General features: G+C 71.3%; 20 protein-coding genes. 11 read left to right on the top strand and 9 right to left on the bottom strand.

What is annotated here, in order from left to right; translation table 11 throughout:
* Window positions 1–29: 29 nt before the first annotated feature.
* Window positions 30–692: a response regulator transcription factor gene (locus AB0N81_RS31805; protein ID WP_365364423.1), complete on the bottom strand. Its 663-nt coding sequence runs from the start codon at window positions 690–692 to the stop codon at window positions 30–32.
* Window positions 677–1969, bottom strand: a complete 1293-nt coding sequence (locus AB0N81_RS31800) for a histidine kinase (protein WP_365364421.1) — start codon at window positions 1967–1969, stop codon at window positions 677–679. Before AB0N81_RS31800 ends, AB0N81_RS31805 begins: the two co-directional genes overlap by 16 nt.
* 162 nt (window positions 1970–2131) lie before the next feature.
* Here AB0N81_RS31800 and AB0N81_RS31795 point away from each other — a divergent pair, with 162 nt between their 5' ends.
* The 3 genes from AB0N81_RS31795 (at window position 2132) to AB0N81_RS31785 (ending at window position 6191) form a co-directional block, all read left to right on the top strand.
* Window positions 2132–2521, top strand: coding sequence for a hypothetical protein (locus AB0N81_RS31795; protein ID WP_365364419.1), 390 nt, complete (start codon window positions 2132–2134; stop codon window positions 2519–2521).
* A gap of 140 nt (window positions 2522–2661) precedes the next feature.
* A complete protein-coding gene (locus AB0N81_RS31790; protein WP_365364417.1) occupies window positions 2662–5319 on the top strand; it encodes an alpha/beta fold hydrolase in 2658 nt (885 codons plus the stop codon).
* Window positions 5316–6191 carry an ABC transporter permease gene (locus AB0N81_RS31785; RefSeq protein ID WP_365364415.1) on the top strand — a complete coding sequence of 292 codons (876 nt, stop codon included), beginning with the start codon at window positions 5316–5318 and terminating at the stop codon, window positions 6189–6191. Before AB0N81_RS31790 ends, AB0N81_RS31785 begins: the two co-directional genes overlap by 4 nt.
* Window positions 6192–6252: 61 nt before the next feature.
* On the opposite strand, the gene AB0N81_RS31780 is transcribed toward AB0N81_RS31785, so the two are convergent.
* The 3 genes from AB0N81_RS31780 to AB0N81_RS31770 all read right to left on the bottom strand — a co-directional run bounded on the left by AB0N81_RS31780 (window position 6253) and on the right by AB0N81_RS31770 (window position 7616).
* Entirely contained in the window at window positions 6253–6459 is a 207-nt protein-coding gene (locus AB0N81_RS31780) for a DUF397 domain-containing protein (protein WP_365364413.1), read from the bottom strand.
* Window positions 6460–6546: 87 nt separating this feature from the next.
* Window positions 6547–6753: a DUF397 domain-containing protein gene (locus tag AB0N81_RS31775; protein WP_365364411.1), complete on the bottom strand. Its 207-nt coding sequence runs from the start codon at window positions 6751–6753 to the stop codon at window positions 6547–6549.
* 11 nt (window positions 6754–6764) lie between these two features.
* The gene (locus AB0N81_RS31770) at window positions 6765–7616 is read right to left on the bottom strand and encodes a helix-turn-helix transcriptional regulator (protein ID WP_365364409.1); all 852 of its coding nucleotides are present in this window, start codon (window positions 7614–7616) and stop codon (window positions 6765–6767) included.
* 218 nt (window positions 7617–7834) lie between these two features.
* On the opposite strand from AB0N81_RS31770, the gene AB0N81_RS31765 reads away from it, so the two are divergent.
* Window positions 7835–8269: an ATP-binding protein gene (locus AB0N81_RS31765; RefSeq protein WP_365364407.1), complete on the top strand. Its 435-nt coding sequence runs from the start codon at window positions 7835–7837 to the stop codon at window positions 8267–8269.
* Between the two features lie 133 nt (window positions 8270–8402).
* Window positions 8403–10130: a von Willebrand factor type A domain-containing protein gene (locus AB0N81_RS31760; RefSeq protein ID WP_365364405.1), complete on the top strand. Its 1728-nt coding sequence runs from the start codon at window positions 8403–8405 to the stop codon at window positions 10128–10130.
* On the opposite strand, the gene AB0N81_RS31755 is transcribed toward AB0N81_RS31760, so the two are convergent.
* Together AB0N81_RS31755 and AB0N81_RS31750 are read right to left on the bottom strand one after the other, a co-directional pair.
* Window positions 10124–12046: a hypothetical protein gene (locus AB0N81_RS31755; protein WP_365364403.1), complete on the bottom strand. Its 1923-nt coding sequence runs from the start codon at window positions 12044–12046 to the stop codon at window positions 10124–10126. The two genes, AB0N81_RS31760 and AB0N81_RS31755, sit on opposite strands and share 7 nt — an antisense overlap.
* A gap of 107 nt (window positions 12047–12153) precedes the next feature.
* Window positions 12154–12669, bottom strand: a complete 516-nt coding sequence (locus AB0N81_RS31750) for an SCP2 sterol-binding domain-containing protein (protein ID WP_365364401.1) — start codon at window positions 12667–12669, stop codon at window positions 12154–12156.
* Window positions 12670–12873: 204 nt separating this feature from the next.
* Here AB0N81_RS31750 and AB0N81_RS31745 point away from each other — a divergent pair, with 204 nt between their 5' ends.
* Both AB0N81_RS31745 and AB0N81_RS31740 read left to right on the top strand, forming a co-directional pair.
* A complete protein-coding gene (locus AB0N81_RS31745; protein WP_365364399.1) occupies window positions 12874–13203 on the top strand; it encodes a helix-turn-helix domain-containing protein in 330 nt (109 codons plus the stop codon).
* 192 nt (window positions 13204–13395) lie between these two features.
* On the top strand, window positions 13396–15318 hold the full coding sequence (locus AB0N81_RS31740) for an AMP-dependent synthetase/ligase (protein ID WP_365364397.1): 1923 nt from the start codon (window positions 13396–13398) through the stop codon (window positions 15316–15318).
* Between the two features lie 180 nt (window positions 15319–15498).
* Here AB0N81_RS31740 and AB0N81_RS31735 read toward each other — a convergent pair whose 3' ends face one another.
* Window positions 15499–15948, bottom strand: coding sequence for a DUF5994 family protein (locus AB0N81_RS31735; protein WP_365364395.1), 450 nt, complete (start codon window positions 15946–15948; stop codon window positions 15499–15501).
* A 221-nt stretch (window positions 15949–16169) separates the two neighbouring features.
* A complete protein-coding gene (locus tag AB0N81_RS31730; protein WP_365364574.1) occupies window positions 16170–16742 on the bottom strand; it encodes a DUF5994 family protein in 573 nt (190 codons plus the stop codon).
* A 524-nt stretch (window positions 16743–17266) separates the two neighbouring features.
* On the opposite strand from AB0N81_RS31730, the gene AB0N81_RS31725 reads away from it, so the two are divergent.
* The 4 genes from AB0N81_RS31725 (at window position 17267) to AB0N81_RS31710 (ending at window position 21528) form a co-directional block, all read left to right on the top strand.
* Window positions 17267–18382, top strand: a complete 1116-nt coding sequence (locus tag AB0N81_RS31725; protein WP_365364393.1) for a ferredoxin reductase — start codon at window positions 17267–17269, stop codon at window positions 18380–18382.
* A 125-nt stretch (window positions 18383–18507) separates the two neighbouring features.
* Window positions 18508–19590: an acyl-CoA desaturase gene (locus tag AB0N81_RS31720; protein WP_365364391.1), complete on the top strand. Its 1083-nt coding sequence runs from the start codon at window positions 18508–18510 to the stop codon at window positions 19588–19590.
* A gap of 266 nt (window positions 19591–19856) precedes the next feature.
* Window positions 19857–20294 carry a hypothetical protein gene (locus AB0N81_RS31715; RefSeq protein WP_365364389.1) on the top strand — a complete coding sequence of 146 codons (438 nt, stop codon included), beginning with the start codon at window positions 19857–19859 and terminating at the stop codon, window positions 20292–20294.
* An 898-nt stretch (window positions 20295–21192) separates the two neighbouring features.
* Complete coding sequence (locus AB0N81_RS31710) at window positions 21193–21528, top strand: MerR family transcriptional regulator (RefSeq protein WP_365364387.1); 336 nt, start codon at window positions 21193–21195, stop codon at window positions 21526–21528.
* Window positions 21529–21819 lie beyond the last annotated feature (291 nt).

Here is a 21819-nt window from a genome sequence, read left to right as displayed (position 1 = left end):
CTCTAATCAGACCGCTGATCAGGCCGCCGTCAGGACTCGTTCGAGGAGGACTCGTTCAAATAGGTCAGGACGGCCAGGACGCGGCGGTTGCTGTCGTCGTCGTCACTGATGCCGAGCTTGCCGAACATGGAGGTCGTGTACTTGCCGATCGCGCTCTCGCTGAGGAACAGGCGGCGCCCGATGGCCTGGTTGGAGAGGCCCTCGGCCATGAGGGCCAGCACGGAGTGCTCGCGTTCGGTGAGCCGGTCCAGGCCCCGGCTCCTGGAACCGGCGGACAGCAGTTTCGCGATGACGGCCGGGTCCATGGCGGTCCCGCCGCCCGCCACGCGCTCCAGGGCGCCGATGAACTGGTCGGCGTCGAACACGCTCTCCTTGAGGAGATAGCCGACGGCACCCGAGCCGTCGGCGAGCAACTCCCGCGCGTACAACTGCTCGACGTGCTGGGAGAGGACGAGAACCGGCAGGCCGGGCATCTCGCGGCGGGCGGCGAGGGCGGCCCGCAAACCCTCGTCCGACTGGGTCGGCGGCATGCGGACGTCGATGACGGCCACGTCGGGGCGGCAGGTCCGCAGCGCGTCGAGCGTCTCGGGCCCGGTGGCCGCCGTCGCGACCACCTCGTGCCCGCACGCCTCGATCAGGCGGACCATCCCGTCGCGCAGGAGGTAGAGGTCTTCGGCTACAACGATTCGCATGGCACCGCCATCCTCACACGGGTCGGGCCGCCCGCCGGGCTGCTGATCTCCAGAGTGCCGTCGAACACCGCGAGGCGTCGGCGCAGGCCCGCGAGTCCGCCGCCGTCCCGCGCACCGGCCCCGCCCCGGCCGTCGTCCTCGACCTGGACCGCGAGGCCGCCGCCGTCGCGGATCAGGGAGACGCGCGCACGGGACGCCCCCGCGTGCCGGACCGCGTTGGTGAGCAGCTCGGCGACGCCGAAGTAGACGGCGGACTCGACCGGCGGCTCCAGGCACAGCCCGCTGTCGGCGGTGACGGCCACGTCGAGCGGCACGTCCAGGGCGAGCGCGCGGACGGCGTCCACGAGCCCCCGCTCGGTGAGCACCGGCGGGCTGATCCCCCGCACCAGTTCGCGGAGTTCGGCCAGCGAGGCGGTGGCGCCGGCCCGCGCCTCCCGCATCAGCTCCCTGGCCCGCTCGGGGTCGGCCGCCATCAGCTTCTCCGCGGTCGCGAGGGAGAGGCCGAGTCCCACCAGGCGGGCCTGTGCCCCGTCGTGCAGGTCCCGTTCGATCCGGCGGATCTCGGCGGCCTGCGCGACGGTCGTGTCCGCGCGCTGGGCGGTCAGCTCGTCCACCCGGCCGGCCAGCGCCATCGCGGCCGAGGGGCGCAGGAAGCGCACGGCCACCGGTTCGAGGAGGCGCCAGGCGTACGGGGACGCGGCGACGGCCACCATGAGCCCGGCCGCTCCCACGAGGCGTGCGGCGAGCCCCGGCCGGCCGGGCCCGAACCCGCCGAGCCCGACGACCGCAGCGGCCACCCCGGCCGGCGGTACGCAGGCGACGAGGCCCGCCGTGAACGGCACGACCGCCGTGAACCGCAGGTCGCGCCAGTTGGCGGGGTCGGCCCACCGCACCCGCAACCGCTGGTCCATGAGCGCGTCGCGGCTGGTCCGCTCGTAGCCGAACCCGTTCCACCAGTACCCGGTGGACATCCGCGTCACCGGCCCGGCCCGCCGGTAGCCGTCGGGGATCTCCGTGCCCGTCCACCCACCGACGAGGTGCCGCACAGCCCGGCAGACCGGCCGGGACAGCAGGAGCGTGCCCACGGACACCAGCACGAGCGGCGCCGCCCACGACCACGGGTTCCCGGCACCCCATAGGACGCCCAGCGCCACGGCGGCGGCCCACACGGCGGGCACCAGCATGCTGACGGCCGCGACGGCGCACGCCCGCACGAACCCCGTGCCGACGCGCCCCGCCCACGCGGCCGCCCACGCCCATGTACCCAGCTGTCGCATGACTTTCCCTCCGCTTTCCCTCCGCTTTCCGTCCAGGTGCTCCTACTCTGCACCGGACTCGGGCCGCGGCCGCCCCGATCGTTCAGGGAGTGGGTCTGGCCCCACCCACCCGTGCGTCCAGACGGATACTCCGCAGATCACGCGCTCCCTAGCGTCGTCGGCATGGAACCCGTCAAGCCCCTCGCCCACCCCTTCCGGACGATCCGGCTCCTCGTCATCCTCTACGGCGCGCTGAGCGCCGTGCTCCTCGGCACGGTCGCCGTGCTCGCGGCGACCGGACACCCCGCGAACACCTTCATGTGGGTGCGGGCAGTCCTGCTGCCCGTGGTCGCCGTGGTGATCCACCGGATGACCGTCGCCGCGTCCCGTGGGTCCCGCCGGGCCGCCGAGCGCGTGCGGACCCTCGCCGTCGTCATGCCGATCGCCGTCATCGGAGTCGACCTGATCCCGGGCGTCTGCCCGCTCTGGTACACGGTGACGCAGACCGTCTGCATGCTGCCCGTCATCGGGATCGCGTTCGTCACCCGGAGCACCGCGCCGCGTCCCGGCTAGGCGCTGTGCCGAAGGACGGGCCACCCGGCCGCCTACCGCCCCCGCGGTACGCGGGGCGCGGAGTCTACTCCCCGGGGAGGCGGGCGGGTTCAGACCGGCGGCTGCCTCGGTTGTCGGTCCGCGCCCGTACGGTGGACGGCATGGATCTACGACTGCCCAGGCCCAGGTTCCCCGTGCCGCGCGGTCGGCGCCGGCTGCTCGCCGCAGCGGCCGCCGTCGCGGTCCTCGCCGGTGTGGGCACATGGTCGGCGGCCGCTTCGGACGACGGCCCCGCCGTGCGCAGGACGGACCGCATGGTCGACACCGGCGGCGCCCGGATCGACACCTCGTACTTCACGGCGGGCGACCCGGACGAGAAGCGCCCCGCCGTCCTCATCGGCCACGGCTTCGGCGGCAGCAAGAACGACGTGCGCGATCAGGCGGAGAAGCTCGCCGAGAACGGGTACGCGGTCCTCACGTGGTCCGCGCGCGGCTTCGGCAGGTCCACCGGCAAGATCGGGCTCAACGACCCCAAGGGCGAGGTCGCCGACGTCTCGAAGCTCATCGACTGGCTCGCGACCCGCCCCGAGGTGCGGCTCGACAAGGACGGCGACCCGCGCGTGGGCGTCACCGGCTCCTCGTACGGAGGGGCGGTGTCTCTGCTCGCCGCCGGGCACGACAAGCGGGTGGACGCGATCGCCCCGCAGATCACGTACTGGAACCTCGCGGACGCGCTGTTCCCGAACGGCGTCTTCAAGAAGCTCTGGGCCGGCATGTTCATCAACACCGGTGGCGGCTGCGAGCAGTTCGAGAAGCAGCTCTGCGAGATGTACCAGCGGGTCGCGGTGGCCGGGAAGCCGGACGCGAAGGCGCGCGAGCTGCTCGCCGGGCGCAGCCCCGTCGCCGTCGGCGACCGCATCGACGTGCCGACGTTCCTCGCCCAGGGACAGACCGACTCCCTCTTCCCGCTCAGCCAGGGCGACGCCATCGCCAAGGCGGTCCGCGCGAACCACGCGCCCGTCTCCGTCGACTGGATCGCGGGCGGCCACGACGGCGGGGACCGCGAGCGAGGACGCGTCGAGCAGCGCATCAGTACGTGGTTCGACCGCTATCTGAAGGACGACAAGGACGTCGACACAGGCCCCGCGTTCCGCGTCACCCGCACCGGAGGGATCGACTCCACCGACGGCGCCGCGCGGCAGCGGGGCGCGAGCGGCGACCGCTACCCCGGCCTGGAGAGCGGGCGGCGCGAGGTGCCGCTCGCCGGACGCGAGCAGACTTTCGACAATCCCGCGGGCGCGAGCCCGCCCGCGATCTCCGGGCTCCCCGGAGTCGGCGGCGGCTCGTTCTCCCAGCTGTCGTCGCTCGGGGTCGGCGTCTCCCTGGACTTCCCCGGACAGTTCGCCAAGTTCGACTCGAAGCCGCTCGGCGACGACCTCCGCATCACCGGGACCCCGACGGTGCGCGCCCACGTGAAGTCCTCCAGCGGCGAAGCGGTGCTGTTCGGGAAGGTGTACGACGTAGGGCCCGACGGCAAGCAGCAGGTCCTGCCCTCCCAACTCGTCGCGCCCCTACGCGTGACGGACGCGAAGGGCGGCAAGGACGTCGAGCTGACCCTGCCTGCCGTCGACCACGAGGTGCAGAAGGGCCACCACCTCCGCCTGACCCTCTCCTCGACCGACCTCGGCTACGCGTCACCCGCCGAACCCGCCAAGTACACCGTCTCCCTGAAGGGCGACCTGAAGGTGCCGACCGCGCCAGGCGTGGAGACCGCCGCCGCGCCGCTGCCCTCCTGGGTGTGGTGGCTGCCCGCGGCCGGGGCCGTCATCGCCCTCGGCCTGCTCGCCACCGCGCGCAGGCGCACCACGGCGCCCGCGCCCGACCCGGACCTCGCCGAAGTGCCGCTCCGCATCACCGACTTGAGCAAGCGGTACGCCAGGTCCAGCGACCGGTACGCGGTCCGCGACGTCTCCTTCACCGTGGAGAAGGGCCAGGTGCTCGGCCTCCTCGGGCCGAACGGCGCGGGCAAGACCACCACCCTGCGCATGCTCATGGGTCTCATCCGGCCCGACGCGGGCGAGATCCGCGTCTTCGGCCACGCGATCCGGCCGGGTGCGCCCGTCCTCTCCCGGGTCGGCGCGTTCGTCGAGGGCGCCGGCTTCCTGCCCCACCTGTCGGGCCGGGAGAACCTGGAGCTGTACTGGAAGGCCACCGGCCGCCCCGCCGAGGACGCGCACCTCGCCGAGGCGCTGGAGATCGCCGGTCTCGGCGACGCCCTGTCCCGCGCCGTACGGACGTACTCGCAGGGCATGCGGCAGCGCCTCGCCATCGCCCAGGCCATGCTCGGCCTCCCGGACCTGCTGATCCTCGACGAACCGACGAACGGCCTCGACCCGCCGCAGATCCGCGAGATGCGCGAGGTCATGATCCGGTACGCGCGCGGCGGCCGCACGGTCATCGTCTCCAGCCACCTCCTCGCCGAGGTCGAGCAGTCCTGCACGCACCTCGTCGTCATGGACCGCGGCCGCCTCGTCCAGGCGGGCCCGGTCGCCGAGATCGTCGGCTCCGGAGACACGCTCCTTGTCGGCCTCGCGACGGACATCCCCGACCCGCTCGTCGAGAAGGTCGCCGCGCTGCCCGGCGTCGCGTCGGCGGTGCGCGCCGACGACGGCATTCTGCTGCGCCTCGACGGCACGGAGCACGCCAGTGCCGTGCGGCTCCTGCCCGAACTGGTCCGCCTGGACGTGCCCGTGGAATCCATGGGTCCGCACCGCCGCCTCGAAGACGCGTTCCTCACCCTGATCGGAGGCACCGCATGACCGCCCCCAGTGCCCCCACCCTGGAGCGCCCGACCGCGCCCGGCTACCGCGCGGGCCGCACCCTGCCCCTGCGGGTCGAGGCGGTCCGCCAGCTGAAGCGGCGCCGCACGCTCGTGATGGGCGCCATCATGGCGCTCCTCCCCGTCGTCCTGGTCATCGCGTTCGCCGTCGCGGGCGGCTCGCCGGGCTCCCGCAGCGGCGAGGTGACGCTGATGGACACGGCGACGGCGTCCGCGACGAACTTCGCCGCGACGTGCCTGTTCGTGTCGGCGGGTTTCCTGCTCGTCATCCCCGTCGCACTGTTCTGCGGGGACACCGTCGCCTCCGAGGCGAGCTGGTCCTCCCTGCGCTATCTGCTGGCGGCGCCCGTGCCGCGGGCCCGCCTGCTCTGGTCCAAGATGGCCGTCGCACTCGGCATGAGCGCCGCCGCGATGGTGCTCCTCCCGCTGGTCGCGCTGGCGGTCGGCGCGCTGGCGTACGGCTGGGGACCACTGGAGATCCCGACGGGCGGCACACTGCCCGCGGGCACGGCGACCCGCCGCCTCCTGATCGTCGTGGCCTACGTCTTCGTCTCCCAACTCGTCACCGCGGCCCTCGCCTTCTGGCTGTCGACAAAGACCGACGCACCGCTCGGCGCGGTCGGCGGCGCGGTCGGCCTGACGATCGTCGGCAACGTCCTGGACGCGGTGACGGCACTCGGCGACTGGCGCGACTTCCTCCCCGCCCACTGGCAGTTCGCCTGGGCCGACGCGATCCAGCCGCGCCCGGAGTGGGGCGGAATGATCCAGGGCTCGGCGATCTCGGTGTCGTACGCGCTGGTGCTGTTCGCGCTGGCGTTCAGGGGGTTCGCGCGGAAGGACGTGGTCAGCTGACTCCCCCATCTCCAGGGGCACGGCCCCCGACCGCCGACCGCGCCCGAACTCGCCCCGGCGCTCAGCGGGCTTCGGTGCGGTGCCCGGTGGGTGACTTGACGCTGCGTATGAGTGCGGCGAGTTGTGCGGGGGAGGTGGAGAGTTCTGTGTGGGGGGCTTCGCTTTCGCGGAGGTGGATGGTGCCGGTGGTTGCGGTGAGCTCCACGCAGTTGGGGGCGTCTTCGTCGCCGGAGAACGAGGACTTCTGCCATGTGGGGACCTGTGCCACGTCGTACCTTTCACCTGGTCAGCACGAATGGGTGGATGAACGCTGATCGTGTGAGCCGGAGCGGTAAAGGGTGGAAGCAGGACGCGTTCAGCGGGCTTCGGTGCGGTGCCCGGTGGGCGACTTGACGCTGCGTATGAGTGCGGCGAGTTGCGCGGGGGAGGTGGAGAGTTCTGTGTGGGGGGCTTCGCTTTCGCGGAGGTGGATGGTGCCGGCGGTTGCGGCGACTTCCACGCAGTTGGGGGCGTCTTCGTTGCCGGAGAACGAAGACTTCTGCCACACGGATGTAGCTTCCATGTCAGGGCCCTTCAGATGGACTTAGCCAGTCGGACAATGAAGTCCCTCGACTCTACGACTCCCATCGCTGCCGACTCCACGTTGTCGAGCACTCTGCGGTACCGACTGAGCTGCGCCTCCGCGTCCACGAAGGCCCCGCCATGTGCGGTGTCCACCAGGACTGTGTCCAGCTTCGGTACCTGGCCACCGGCGATCAGCAGTGCATTGCCGATGTCAGTGAAGCCGTCCACATCGAAGGGGACGACGCGCACCACGACTTGAGGTCGTTCCGACTGCTCGGCGATGTGGAGCAGCTGCCGTCGAGCAACGGCGCGATCTGCGACTCGAACACGCAGTGCCGCCTCGTGGATCACCACGGCGAAGCGGAAAGGTTCGCCGCTGCCGAGGACCTTCTGCCGCCGCAGGCGAAACTCGACGCGTGCATCCATCTGCTCCGGAGAGAGGCGGGTGGTCGACGATGTGTAGATAGCCCGTACTTGGCTCTCAGTCTGCAGAAGCCCGGGCACCTGTACGTTCTCGAACGACCTCACATATGCGGCATGGTGCTCCAGTTCCGCCAAGTCGAGAAAGGTCGGAGGGAGCGTGTGACGGTATGCCTCCCACCACCCGCGCACTCGCTCGTCCGCCATGGCGGCCAGCGCGTCGACCAGGGCGGTGTCATCGCACGCGTACTGACCGGCCAGGTACCGTACGCGCTCCCCGCTGACCCCCACGCGCGCACTCTCCACGGCGGAAATTCTGGTCTCGGCGAATCCCATGTCCCGGGCTGCCTCTCGCCCAGTCAAGCCGGCCCGCTCCCGGAGCTTGCGCAGCTCGGTCCCGAGCCGTTCCTGGCGTGCCGTGATGATGCTTCGTGCCGACATGTACCTCTGCTTTCGCGCGAGTTGAGGAGTCCGAGTATCCCAGGCCCGCTTGACGAGGTTCAACTGAACCTAATACCGTCTGTGACGCAACGCACACGCTGCGAAATCGCCGGGACTCCGGAAGCGCACCACACCGTCATGCCGTGACGGCCGTGACACTGCCACCGCCGCCCGCCTGCTCACCGCGGCGCCCCCCTCGCCCCCACCGGAGTTCCGCCATGCCGAAAACGCCGGAAGATCATGCTCTTGAACCCTGGGAGTACACCCTCTACGTCCCGCACGACCTCCGCGCCGTCACCATCTGTCGCCGCACCCTCCGCCTCGTCCTCGCCGCGCACGGCCTGCCTCACCTCTCGGAAGTCGCCGAACTCCTCGCGACCGAGCTGGTCAGCAACGCCCTGTGCCACACCAAAGGCCCCGCGGCACTGCGCCTGCGCTGGACGGGTGGTCGGCTGCTCCGGATCGGCGTGTGGGATGCCGACCCCAGACCACCGGCCCCGGCCTCCGCCCCCGCCTCGCACATCGCCCTCGATGCCGAACAGGGGCGCGGCCTCGCCCTGGTGCGGAGCTGTGCTGACGAGTGGGGCTGGTATCCGCTCACGACCACAGGCGACACCGGCAAGTACGTCTGGTGTGAACTGTCCTCGGCGTAACCGCGTAACCGCGTATCCGCGTATCCGCATCGCAACCCTTCCGCAACGTCCCGGGACGATCGTTCGGCGCCCCCTCCGCGTCACAGTCAGGAAAGCCGACGACGACTCAAGGCCGACGACTCAAGGGGGAGAGATGCGGGCCCGGAAGACGCGACACGGGATGCTCGCCGCGGCCATGGCGGGCGGCCTGCTGCTCACCGGCTGTACCGGTGGCGGCAGCGGCAGCGACAACCGCGCCACCGCGGATGACAAGGCCAGGAGGAGAAGCGGCTCCGAACCGCTCCCCGCACCCGCGCCCGCCACGCCCGGCAGGGAGGACGAGGGCAGCCACCGGGACGCCGCACCCCCGCCCGACTACCTCTCCACGTTCGCCCTGGACGTCGACACCGCCTCGTACGGCTTCGCGCGCCGCACCCTCGCCGAAGGTAGGCTGCCCGACCCGGCGACGGTCCGCCCCGAGGAGTTCGTCAACAGTTTCCGCCAGGACTATCCGCGGCCCGACGGCGACGGGTTCAGCGTGAGCGTCGACGGTGCCAGGACGGGAGACGACGGCTGGTCGCTGCTGCGCGTGGGCCTCGCCACCCGGGAAGCCGCCGAGGAGAAGCGTCCGCCCGCCGCGCTCACTTTCGTCATCGACGTGTCGGGGTCCATGGCCGAGCCCGGCCGTCTCGACCTCGCGAAGAAGTCCCTCGGCATCATGACCGACCGGCTGCGCCCCGACGACTCGATCGCGCTCGTCACCTTCAGCGACACCGCGGAGACCGTCCTGCCGATGACCCGCCTCGGTGGAACCGGAACCAGAATCGGCAGCGGAACCGAAACCGGCACCGGAACCGGCACCAGCACCGGCACCGGCACCGGCACCGGAGACGGTCGCCACCGCGTGCACGACGCCATCGACGGCCTGGAGCCCACCCAGTCCACAAACCTCGAAGCGGGCGTCACCACCGGCTACGACACCGCGGTGCGCGGCAAGCGGGAGGGCGCCACCAACCGTGTCGTGCTGCTCTCCGACGCCCTCGCCAACACCGGCGACACCAGCGCCGACGGCATCCTCGAACGGATCTCCGACGCCCGCCGCGAGCACGGCATCACCCTTTTCGGCGTCGGAGTCGGCAGTGACTACGGAGACGCCCTCATGGAGCGGCTCGCCGACAAGGGCGACGGCCACACCGCGTACGTGTCGAACGACGAGGAAGCCCGCGAGGTCTTCTGCGAGGAGCTTCCCGCCAACATCGAGCTGCGGGCCCGCGAGGCGAAGGCGCAGGTCGCCTTCGACCCGGAGACCGTCGAACAGTTCCGCCTCATCGGCTACGAGAACCGCGAGGTCGCCGACGACGACTTCCGCGACGACTCCGTGGACGGCGGCGAGGTCGGGCCGGGCCACACGGTGACGGCGCTGTACGCGGTGCGCGCCAAGCCGGGCGCGGGCGGCCATCTGGCCACGGCGAGCGTGCGCTGGCTCGACCCGTCCAGCCGCGCGCCGCACGAGGAGTCGGGCCGGATCGAGACGGCCGACCTCGACGGTTCACTGCGGGAGGCGGACGAGGGCCTCCAAGTGGCTGCTCTGGCCGCCTACTTCGCGGACGCCCTGCGCACGGCCGCCCCGTCCGGATACCCACGGCAGGACCGCACCTCGCCCCTCCCCGGAACCTCGTCCCTCCCCGGAACCCAGTCCCTCCCCGGCACCCCGTCCCTGCCCGAACTGTCCCGGCAGGCCCACGCGTTGCCGTCGTACGACAAGCAGACCCGTGACCTCACCGAGGCCGTCGACCGGGCGGCCCGCATCGCCGACGACACCCACGCCCCAGGCACCCACGCCCCAGGCACGGCCTCGCCCCGCGGCGAGATCCGCTACTGACCCGAGCCGCACAGTTCCCGCTCCGCCCGCACCGGGTCGTTGGGGAAGCGGAAGGCGGTGCGTTCCACGGCCCCCGTCAGGTTCCGCAGGAAGCGTCCGGCTGTCAGCGGCGCGCGCGTGGCGTCCCGCAACTCGGCGAGCGGCCCGCAGCGCAGGGCCCGACGGGCCGCCTCCACCCGGTCGGGGGCGAGCCCCGCCGGCAGCAGCTCGGCGGGGAGCCCGGGAGCACCGCGCTCGGCGACGATCCACTCGTCGGGCAGCCGCTTGTCGTGGCCCACGCGGCCGTTGACGAGGCCCTCCGTGTGGGCCGCGAGCGGGTAGGCGAGCCCGATGGGGTCGAGGGCGGCACCGGAGAGCGGCACGACGGAGCCGCTGAAGCCGAGCGTGTTGTAGACCCCCGTCACGCCCGGCGCGCCGCCCTCCACCGGCGTCCTGGCGAGGAGCAGCGTGGGCGCGCCGGCCCGCGCCCGGTCCCGTACGAGAGCGGCGTACGCCTTGTTTCCCAGCAGGCCCGCGAAATCGTGGTGCAGGGGGTGCGGGGCGGCGTTCTGCCGTACGTACACGCCGCGCTCGTCCGCGATCCCGCCCGCCCCGATCCACCCCTCGTACGGAACCCGCAGCACGCCAGCACACGCCACGGCCCACACCCCGACCACCGCTGCGACGACGCCCCACGCGCGCGTGAGGGGCACGAGGAAGACGGGCAGCAGCATCAGCAGCAGCCCCGGCAGGAACATCCGCCCGTGCATGAAGTCACCGCCCACCTTGATGACGTACACCCAGCACAGGGCCCCGGCGAGAACAGGCGCGACCACGGGTACGAGGACGGGTGTGAGGACGGGCGCGAGGGTGGTGGAAGAGACGGCAGGGGCGGCAGGGGCGGCAGGGACGAAGGGGACGCCGCCCGCGGGGATACGCCCACGCCCCCGCCCCGAGACCACCCGCCCCGAGACCACCCGTCCCCAGACCGCCCTCCCCGAGACCACGACACCCACCCCGACCGCCACCAGCGGCAACCACAGTGCGTACGGCCCCGCGAAGTCCCAGAAGTAGTCGAACCCCCGCGTCCACAGGCTCCGCGAGGCCTCCTTCGTGACGCCGGGCAGCGGCATCAGATGGCCGTAATAGCCCATGCGGAAGATCTCGTACGCAACGGGCAGCGCCCCCGCGACACCGGCCCCGGCGAGCACCCCGCGCCACGAGGGGCGCACCATGACCCACTGCGCGGCCAGGAAGACGAACGACACCAGTGCGAGGTCCGGCCGCACGAGCGGGCCGAGACCCAGGACAGCGCACGTCACCAGCGACCGGGGCCGCACGACGAGCGCGAGCCAGGCCCCCGCGATCCAGCAGGTGGCGAGCCCCGTCTCCAGGCCGGACGTGGCGAAGTCCCAGACCGGCGGCAGCGCGAGCAGCACCAGCGCCCCACAGGGCACGAAGAACCCGCCCTCATTCCCCCACGGCCCCCGAAGCCCCCGGAGCCCCCGAAGCCCCTGTGGCCCCCGAAGCTCCCGTGGCCTCCGGAGCCCCCGCAGCCGCAGCGCCCCCAGCCCGGCGAGCGCGAACCCGGCGACGGTGAGCAGCAGCCCCCCGTACATCGCCACCGTCGCGACGTCCGCCCCCGTCGCCCCGCCTGCCACGAGCAGCCACTGCCAGAGGGTGCCGGTGGACGACTCGGCGCGTTCCCCGGCGTTGAAGACAGGCCCGTTGCCCGCCAGCACCTGCCGGACCGTACGCACGTAGATGTGCCCGTCGTCGGACATCCACCGCCGCTGGAACCCGACGACGCCGATGACGAGGGCCGGCAGCAGGCAGACGGCGAGACGGGCCTGGGCCCACCGGCGCGCGGGCGCCCCGGGGGAGGGCCCGGCGACGGTTTCGGAGCCACGGACGGAGGAGTACGCAGACATCGTCATGACCGATACATCGGCGCAGGTCAAGGTCGGCTTGAGACACGCCGCGCCCGACCGCCCTCCCCCCCGGGCCCCGGGTCCTGTGGTCTCCCGAGCGTCCGGGTGCTCGCTCAGGCCTTCGGGATGTCGAAGTACCGGGTGAGTCCGGCCGCGAGAGCCACATCGCCGGCGAGTTTGACCTTGCGCATCATGAACAGCGTGACGGGACTGGCGTTTCCGGAGACGAGCTTGAGGAACTCGGCATCGGCCATGATGAGCGTGACCCGCGGCTCCACGTCCGAGCGCCCCTCGCGCACCACACACGTACCGTCGGCGATCTCCGTCTCGTACACCACTTCGCCGTTACCGCCGCTGCCGCTGCCGCTGCCGCTGCCGCTGCCGCTGCCGCTGCCGCCGCTGCCGGTGACCTTCCAGCGGATGACGGCCCGCAGCGAACCCGCCGCCTCGGGCTTGAACTGCCGCTCCATGCGCCCGAAGACCTCCTTCAGGACACGGCCGCGCAGTTCGCCGTCCTCGGAGATCTCGGAGATCTGCTTGTTGGAGAGCCCCTTCACGATCCGCGCGAACTCGTCGGGCGTGACGCTGGCGAAGTCGAGCTCGGCGATTCTGCTGATGTCGTCCGCCACGTCAATCTCCTTACTGCGCAGTAAACTTACTAAAGAGTAAGGTAAGGCGAAATCAGGGAGACCGGCAAGGTTGAGCGGCATGGCCGAAGGCGCGTCCGGCACCTCGGTGGAGCCTACGGGGGAGCGTACGGGGGAGTGCGCCGGCGCGACGCGCCGGGTCCGCGCAGGCGCCGGGTCCCGCGTCGCGAACGTGAGCGACAGATCGTGGACGTGGCGGTCCGGGTCTTCGCCAAGCGCGGCTATCACGGGGCCTCGGTGGACGAGATCGCCGAACTCGCCGGAATCTCCAAGCCGATGGTGTACCTGTACCTCGACTCCAAGGAGGGGCTCTTCCTCGCCTGTCTGCGCCGCGAGGCGGACCGCCTGGTCGGCGGGTTCCAGAGGGCGGCGGACTCGCTGACGGACTGGATGGCGCGGCACCGCGGCCGGACACCGGAGGGCGTGACTCTCCGCCTCATGAGCATGGTGTGGGTGGGCATGGGCCGGGTCCTGGAGGGCGAGGTCCGGAGGCCTGGCCCGGCCGGGGCGAGGTGAGGTGAACCGGAACTCGTCCGCCCCATTGAATTTCCCTTACGTATGACTAAGTTGACTCATGAGTAAGTACTGAGCGACTGCGCGCCGATCGCCCGCACACCTGCTGCACCCGCACACCTGCCACACCCGCACACACCCGCACATCTGCCACACCCGCACATCAGCTGGGGTACCGGAAGCCGGGGAGCCGTCATGGGCGTACGCAAGGATCTGAAGAGGGCACAGCGCCGCAGCGGCCTGGCGGACCGTGCCGAGGTCGAACTCATCAGGGACGAGCACGGCACGGTACGGGAGGCCCGCACCGCCGCACTCGTGGCACCGGCCACCGCGGGCAGCACCGCCGACATCCCCTTCACCAACGCCGTCGAGGCCCCCGACGCCGTGGTGCTGCGCCGCAAACAGGCCGGTCAGTGGCGCCCCGTCACCGCCACCGCCTTCGCGCGCGAAGTGACGGACGCGGCCAAGGGGCTGATCGCCGACGGCCTCGAACCCGGCGGCCGGGTCGCGCTGATGTCCCGTACCCGCTACGAGTGGGCGGTCCTGGACTTCGCGATCTGGGCGGCGGGCGGCCAGACCGTGCCCATCTACGCGACGTCCTCGGCGGAACAGATCGAGTGGATCATCCGCGACTCCGGCGCCCGCTTCCTCGTCGCGGAGACCGCGGAGAACGCGGCGACGGCCGAGCGGGCCCTGGCCGCCCACGCCGCCCCGCCGCGCATCCGGCACCTCGACGGCGGCGCGATGGCGGAACTGACGGCGCTGGGCCGTGAGCTGTCGGACGAGGAAGTGACCAAACGCCGGTCCGCACTCACGCCCGAATCCATCGCGACCCTCGTCTACACCTCCGGCACCACGGGCCGCCCCAAGGGCTGCGTCCTCACGCACGGCAACCTGCACGCGGAGGCCGCGAACACCGTCGACCTCCTCCACCCCGTCTTCAAGGAGATCACCGGACAGGTCGCCTCCACGCTCCTCTTCCTGCCGCTCGCGCACATCCTGGGCCGCAGCATCCAGATCGCCTGCATGCTCGCCCGCATCGAGCTCGGCCACTGTCCCAGCATCAAGCCTGAGGAACTCCGCCCGGAGATGCGGGCGTTCAGGCCGACGTTCGTCGTCGGCGTGCCGTACCTCTTCGAGAAGATCCACGACACGGGCCGGGCGACCGCAGAGAAGATGGGCCGCGCCTCCTCCTTCGACCGCGCGGAGCGGATAGCGGTGCGCTTCGGAGAGGCGTACCTGAACAAGTTCTTGGACACGAAGGGCCCGGGTCCGTCCGTCGGCCTCTACGCCGGCTGGGCGCTGTACGAACTCCTCGTCTACCGCCGCATCCGCAAGGAGGTCGGCGGCAGGCTGCGCTACGCGATCAGCGGCGGCTCGCCCCTGGACCGCAATCTCAACCTCTTCTTCTACGCCGCCGGAATCATCATCTACGAGGGGTACGGCCTGACGGAGACCACGGCCGCCGCCACCATCACCCCACCGCTCAGGCCCCGCCCCGGCACGGTCGGACTGCCCGTCCCCGGCACGTCGGTACGCATCGCGGACGACGGAGAGGTGCTGATCAAGGGCGGCATCGTCTTCGGCTCGTACTGGAACAACCCGGCCGCGACGGACGCCGTGCTGACGAACGAGTGGCTCGCCACGGGCGACCTGGGCGCGCTGGACGACCACGGCTATCTCACGATCACCGGCCGCAAGAAGGACCTCATCGTCACCTCCGGAGGCAAGAACGTCTCACCCGCCGTCCTGGAGGACCGGCTGCGCAGCCGCGCGCCCGTCGGCCAGTGCGTCGTCGTGGGCGACAACCGTTCGTACGTCGGCGCGCTCGTCACCCTGGACCCCGAGGCGGTGGAGCACTGGCTCACCGTCCGCAAGCGCCCCAAGGACACGCCCCTCGCGGAGCTCGCACACGACCCGCAGATGATCGCGGAGATCCAGAAGGCCGTGGACCACGCCAACGCGGCGGTCTCCAGGCCCGAATCGATCCGCAGGTTCGCGATCGTGGAAGGTGAGTTCACGGAGGACAACGGCCTGCTCACCCCGTCCCTGAAGATCAAACGGCATGCGGTGACGTCGGCGTACGCGGCCGAGATCGAGGCGCTGTACGGGGGCTGAGGGCGCGGCGGCCGAGGTGCGGAGGTCGAGGGCGCGGAGGCCGAGGGCGCGGAGGTCGGGTGCTGCCGACGGTCGGTGAGGCCGACGGTTGACGGTTGGTGAGGCCGGCGGCGCCGCCGGCCTCACTGGGGCAACGCCCGGGCGACCGGACGGAGTTCCCACCGTGCCGGTGACACGCCGTTACGGCGTGGCGGCCCCAGCCATCAGCCGCATGGCTTCGGCTTCGTCCGTGTGGGGCGGTATGACCAAGAGGTCCCACCTGCCCCGGCCCGGCGCGAGCAGGCACACCGTGGAAGGCGTGTTCCGACCGGTGCCGCGGTGCAGCTGGAGCACGTGGTTCGCGATGAGCATCCGGCCGGGGAAGTCGGACCACATGGCGCTGTTGACGGTGACGTGCACGATCTGGGGCCAGCTGTGGGGCAGGGCCCGGAGCATGCGTGGCAGTTCGGCCATCAGGTCCACCGACCTGGGCCACCAGGCGCCGTCGACGAGGCGCGGCCCGTCGCCCGGCATCAGGCGCACACGTGCGAGGGTCGCGACGCGCGACGCGGCGGGGCGGGGGGTGCGTAGCGGGGTGCTGAGGGTGGCGCGGAGAGGGGTACTGAGGGGCGTGCTGAGGGGCGTGCTCATGCTGGGGCTCCTGCTCGGGGTGGTGGGTCACGGATGTGCCGGGCGCGGTCGGCATGACCGTGACGACGGTGGTGAGGGCGGGGCTGGGACCGGACGTGAGGGCGGGGCCGGGACCGGGACCGGGAGTGAAGGTGAGGCCGGGACCGGGAGTGAGGGCGAGGCCGGGGGCGGGAGTGAGGCCGGGGGCGAGATCTACGGCAGAGGGTGGTGCCCACGACCCGTCACTGCCCGTACGTCATCGCCGTGCGCCCTGACGTGGAGCCGCCCTCCCACTCCCACGTGTCCTCCGTGCCGGTCCGCGGGCCCGCCACAGTGGGGGCGGCCGCGAGCTGTCCCGCCGCCTCGGCCGCCATGAGGGCACTGCCCGTGCGGCGGTCCTGTGGATCGCAGGCCGCGGCCATGAGCCGGCCGGCGGCTTCCGCGTCGGTCTCGGGAGGGACGATCAGCAGGTCCCAGCGCCCTACGCGGTAGGATCGCAGCATGAGTTGATGCGCGTCCTGCTCATCGCGGAACCACCCGACGTTGACCGTATGGCCGTGGACCGGCACCTTGTGCGGGATCACCGGCCAGTGCGTCGGATTGACCGTGACGCGCGTGATCCGGCCCCACGGCAGGTCCAACCGGTCGCAGAGCTTGGGCAGTTCACGGTTCAGATCCCGGGAACGAGGCCACCAGGCGCCGTCGATCAGTCCGGACTGCGGTCCCGGCTGCTTCAGGGAGAGGCGGGCGGGCGCGTCGTCGGCGGGAAGGGTCGCCAGGGGGTCGGGCGGGGGGCGTCGTTCGGTGATCACCATCATGGTGTCGACCTGTCCCCGGGCCCGATGCACACGACCCGGTGCTGTTGACCGAGGGGGATACCGGCAAGGAAGCCGGTCAAGAGGTGCCCTCGGTACTGCCAGCGTACTCCTGCGGAAGCTCGGACCACGGGTGTCGGCGGCGTCCCGGCCCTCCGCCCCGTCCCAGGGCGCTTTCCGCCCCCCTTCGAGGGAGCTGTCCCCCTTCCGTCTCCGCAGGTCACAGGGACCGCCGTCGGTTGTCGCGGCGTCGGGACCGACGGAAGGGGCGGAAGTGGCGCGAGGGGTGGCGGAAAGCCCCCGGTGCCTCCTGTGCCCGGCCGCGCGGTGTGCTTCGCTGGCGGTCGCGGGAAGGTTGCGGCTACCGCGGGCCGCGGCCCGCGGGCTGCGCAGAGGTCTGGCCCGCGGACTGTGCAGAAGTCTGGCCCGCGGACTGTGCAGAAGTCTGGCCCGCGGACCGTGCAGAAGTCTGGCCCGCGGACCGTGCAGAGGCCCGGCCCGGCGACGAGGAGGAGGGCACCAGCATGCCCCTGCCGCCCCTATCGCCCCTGCTGCCCCTGTTACCCCACTCGCTCCTCTCGCCCCTACAGGCGGCGGCTTCCTGGCTGACCAGCCCGCTGTCCCCGGACGACTACCTCGGCCTGCTCGACCCCTTGTTGTCGGCACGGCATCCCGCGGGCCGGGTCAGGGCCGTGCGGAAGGAGGGGCCCGAGGCGGTCACCCTGGTGATCCGTCCGGGACGGGGGTGGGCGGGACACATGCCCGGGCAGTACCTGCCGGTGGGCGTGGAGATCGACGGCGTACGGCACTGGCGTACGTACTCGCTCACTTCCCGGCCGGACGCGCCGGACGGCACCATCGCCGTCACGGTCAAGGAGGACCCGCGCGGCCGGGTGTCCCCGCACCTGGTGCACCGCACGCCGCCCGGTACGATTCTGCGACTGGGCCCCGCCCAGGGGGAGTTCGTGCTGCCGGACCTGCCGCCCGAACGGGTGCTCTTCGTGACGGCGGGCAGCGGCATCACGCCGGTGATGAGCATCTTGCGCACTCTGGCCCGCCGCCGGGCGCCGACCCCCGACGCCGTACTCCTGCACAGCGCTCCGACACCGGAACAGTGCCTTTTCCGTGCCGAACTGACCGCTCTGGCGGCCCGGTCGCCCTGGCTCGGGCTGCACCTGACCTATACGCGGGCGCACGGCCGGCTGACCCCGGACCGTATCGCCGGGGCCTGCGCGGACTGGCGGGATCGGGACGCCTGGGTGTGCGGTCCGCCGGGGCTCCTGGCCGCGGCGGAACGGCACTGGGCCGCGCAGGGACTCCGTGAACGGCTCCGCCTGGAGCGCTTCCGTCCGGCCCCGTTGCTCCCGCCCGGCCCCGGAGCCACTGGTGGCCGGGTGCGGTTCGGCCGCAGCGGTATCGAGGCGGACGCCCCCGCGGGAGTGCCGCTGCTGGCGATCGGTGAGGCCGGGGGCGTGGCGATGCCGTACGGGTGCCGTGCGGGGGTCTGCCACGGCTGTCTCGTCCCGCTCGTGGACGGGAGGGTCCGCGATCTGCGGACCGGTGAAGTGCACGGTGAACCGGGCGGATTGATCCAGACCTGTGTCAACGGAGCCACGGGCCCACTCGTCCTGGACGTCTAGGACCTCCCGACGTCCAGGACCTCCCGATGTCCACGCCATCCCGACGGCCAGGGCCTCTCGACGTCCTGGGCCTCCCGACGGCCACGACCTCCCGACGTCCACGACATCCCGAGGAGACAACTCCCATGGGCACGACCACCACCACAACAGCAACGACCGTAACTCTCGGCACGGAAGAGGCGGTGCGCGCCGAAGAGCTGGGGGCGGAACTCGACCGTATCCGCGCCGAGATCATCGCGGCGCGCGGCAAGGACGACGCCCGCTACATCCGCACGATGATCGCCGTCCAGCGCGGCCTGGAGACAGGCGGCCGACTCGCCCTGGCCGTCTCCCTCTTCCCGCCTGCCTGGCTCGCGGGAACCGCCATGCTCACCGTCGCCAAGACACTGGAGAACATGGAGCTGGGCCACAACATCCTGCACGGCCAGTGGGACTGGATGGGCGACCCGGCCATCCACTCCACTACGTGGGAATGGGACTTCCTCACCCCCGCCGACGCCTGGAAGCACACCCACAACCACCTGCACCACACGTACACGAACGTCGTGGGCCGTGACCGTGACCTCGGCTACACCGTCCTGCGTATGAGCCCCGACCAGCCCTGGCGCCCGGATCACCTCCTCCAGCCGCTGTACGCGGCGCTGCTGGCGCCCGTCTTCGAATGGGGCATCGCCCTGTACGACCTGGAGGCCGACGCGGTGCGGGACGGCCGCAAGAGCCCGCGCGCGTTCCTCGGCGACCTGACGGAGCTGATCGGCAAGGCGGCACGCCAGTCGGCCAAGGACTATGTCCTCTTCCCGCTGCTGGCCGGCCCGTCCGCACTGCCCTGCCTGCTCGGCAACCTCACCGCCAACAGCGCGCGGAACATCTGGGCGCACACCGTCATCTTCTGCGGCCACTTCCCCGGCGAGGTGCGGACCTTCACCGAGGAACAACTGGAGGGCGAGAGCCGCGCCCAGTGGTACCTGCGGCAGATCCAGGGCTCGGCGAACATCGAGGGCGGCGCCCTGTTCCACATCCTCGCAGGCAACCTGAGCCACCAGATCGAACACCACGTCTTCCCGGACCTCCCCAGCAACCGCTATGCCGAGGTCGCCCCACAGCTGCGGAAGCTGTGCGAGAAGTACGGGCTGCCCTACGTCACGGGCCCACTGCGGAAGCAGTACACCTCGATGTGGCGCCGCATCCTGCGCCACGCGCTGCCCTAGTCACCCCCTCGGCAAAGAGGCCCTCCACCGTGGAGGGCCTCCACCTTGGAGGGCCGGGCGCCCGACTGGACCTCACGACGTGATCACTGTCATGTCACGAACGTGTCCTGAGAACGATCAAGAGGCAACTGAGGCGATCACACGGACTGTCTGGGAGGACAGAAAGCCACACGGGCGACGAACAGCCGCCCAGCCCACAGTTCACGCGCCGCTCCGCTCTCCGGAGCGGCGCCCCCCCCACACGCACCCATAGGACAGGCACCAACATGCGACGCACTCGGAAGATCTCGGTACTGACCATGACCGCAGTGGCCCTCGGCCTGGCCCTGACGGGATGCAACAACGGCGGTTCCGACAACGCGTCCTCTTCCGCGAGCAGTTCATCGGCGTCGGCGAAGAGCACCCCGAAGCCCGACGCGGCGAAGGACAAGCCGTCGGGCACGCCCGCCAAGCCCAACACGAAGTGCACGGACCAGCTCGACTACGCGGGCGACTCGCGCCCCAACGCCGAGATCAACTCCATCGGCGAGGACACGGGCACGTGCCCGCCGGTCCAGAAGTCCGAGGGTGGATCGGGCACGCCCGCCAAGCCCGGCATGAAGTGCACGGACCAGCTCGACTACGCGGGCGACTCGCGCCCCAACGCCGAGATCAACTCGATCGGCGAGAACACGGGCACGTGCCCGCCGGTCAAGCAGCAGTGAACCGTACCGCCTATGGACGCTCTGGCTGCTGATTGAGAGTTGCGACCCACCGCTGAAGGACACGTGGATCGGACCCTCGGCCCGGACCGCGTGACACCGGCTGGCAGGGCGGCAAGCTCGACCTCTGCACCAACGCCTACTCCAACCGCAGCGCCAACGTCGCGGACTGGAAGATCCACAAGACCTGAGCCCGATCCCGCAGTACCTGGACTCCCGCAGCCTCCGGTTGTGGGAGTCCGGCTGTTTCGCCCCGGACGGATCCTCTTCGCTCGATAGCGATAACCCTCCTCGCGGACGCACAGAAATCTGTTCTAGCTGGGGTAGACATTCGGCGGTGGTGTGGTTATGGTTTCTCTCGTAGTCGAGATCGAGCAGGGTCCGGCAGACACGAACTGCCGGGCGGTAGTACGTAGTACAGGTAGTACCCGTTAGTACGCAGGACGGTGCGGCGGTGGAGTCTCGAAGCCAGGGTGTTGCAGGACGGCGACGGGGCTGACGGCCGGACCGGGTGGCCCGCAGTGATCAGGGGCCGCCGTGAGCAGGACCGCGCTTGGCGCGGTGGCAGTACCCGTAGGTGAAGTTCGCAGTACCCAGCAGTACGCAGTACCAGCAGTTCGCAGTACCCGTAAAAGGTAGTTGATCAAGAGGGAAGAACGGAGGAGCTGAGAGCCATCAGGATCGCCCGGGCGGGAAGTCGGTCCGGGTACCGCAGGACATCGTTAGTGAGGTGGTCTCCGGTCACGCAACCGCGATCCCCGCAGTGCCCATCTGCTCCCAGGTGGTCATGCGGACACAAGGCCGGCGCAGCACTAGGGCCGGCAGGTGGTGTAGCAGTTCCTTCGGGGCCCGGGTGCCGGTACGGCACCCGGGCCCCTCGACGTGTGCCCAGAGAGGCGTGATGACAGCAGACGATTCCTTCGGCCGTCTCGATGACGATGATTACCCCGCTTACACAATGGGCCGGGCCGCCGCCATGCTCGGCACCAGCCAGAGCTTCCTGCGCGCCATCGGGGAAGCCCGCCTGATCACCCCGCTCCGGTCCGAGGGCGGTCATCGCCGCTACTCCCGCTACCAGTTGCGCGTCGCCGCCCGCGCCCGGGAACTCGTCGACCGCGGCACTCCCATCGAGGCTGCCTGCCGCATCATCATCCTCGAGGACCAGCTCGAAGAAGCCCAGCGCATCAACGCCGAATACCGCCGCGCCGCCGAGGCGCCCCCGGCAGCCGCGGTCTGAGGCACCCTTGAGTCGCGCGGACCATGGTCTTGCCCGGGACTGTCCGGTGCCCGGGACGCGGTGAGGCCCGGCCGGTGTGTGCCGGTCGGGCCTCACTGTCTGGTGGGGCTTGCGTCTGTCGCGTCGGTCAGGCGGGTACGGGGGTGCCGAGCATGACGGAAGCTCGCTGGAGCGGGCTGATGCTGACTGCGGGCGCGGCTGTGGTGGCTGCGGGAAGGGTGCGGCAGGTGAAGCCGAGTTGGGTCATGGCTCGCAGGACTTCGCCGGCGCTGAAATCGCGGGGGTCCTGGC

The sequence above is a fragment of the Streptomyces sp. NPDC093510 genome (assembly GCF_040683555.1).
Lineage (GTDB): Bacteria > Actinomycetota > Actinomycetes > Streptomycetales > Streptomycetaceae > Streptomyces.
This window is presented reverse-complemented; position numbering and strand designations above follow the sequence as displayed.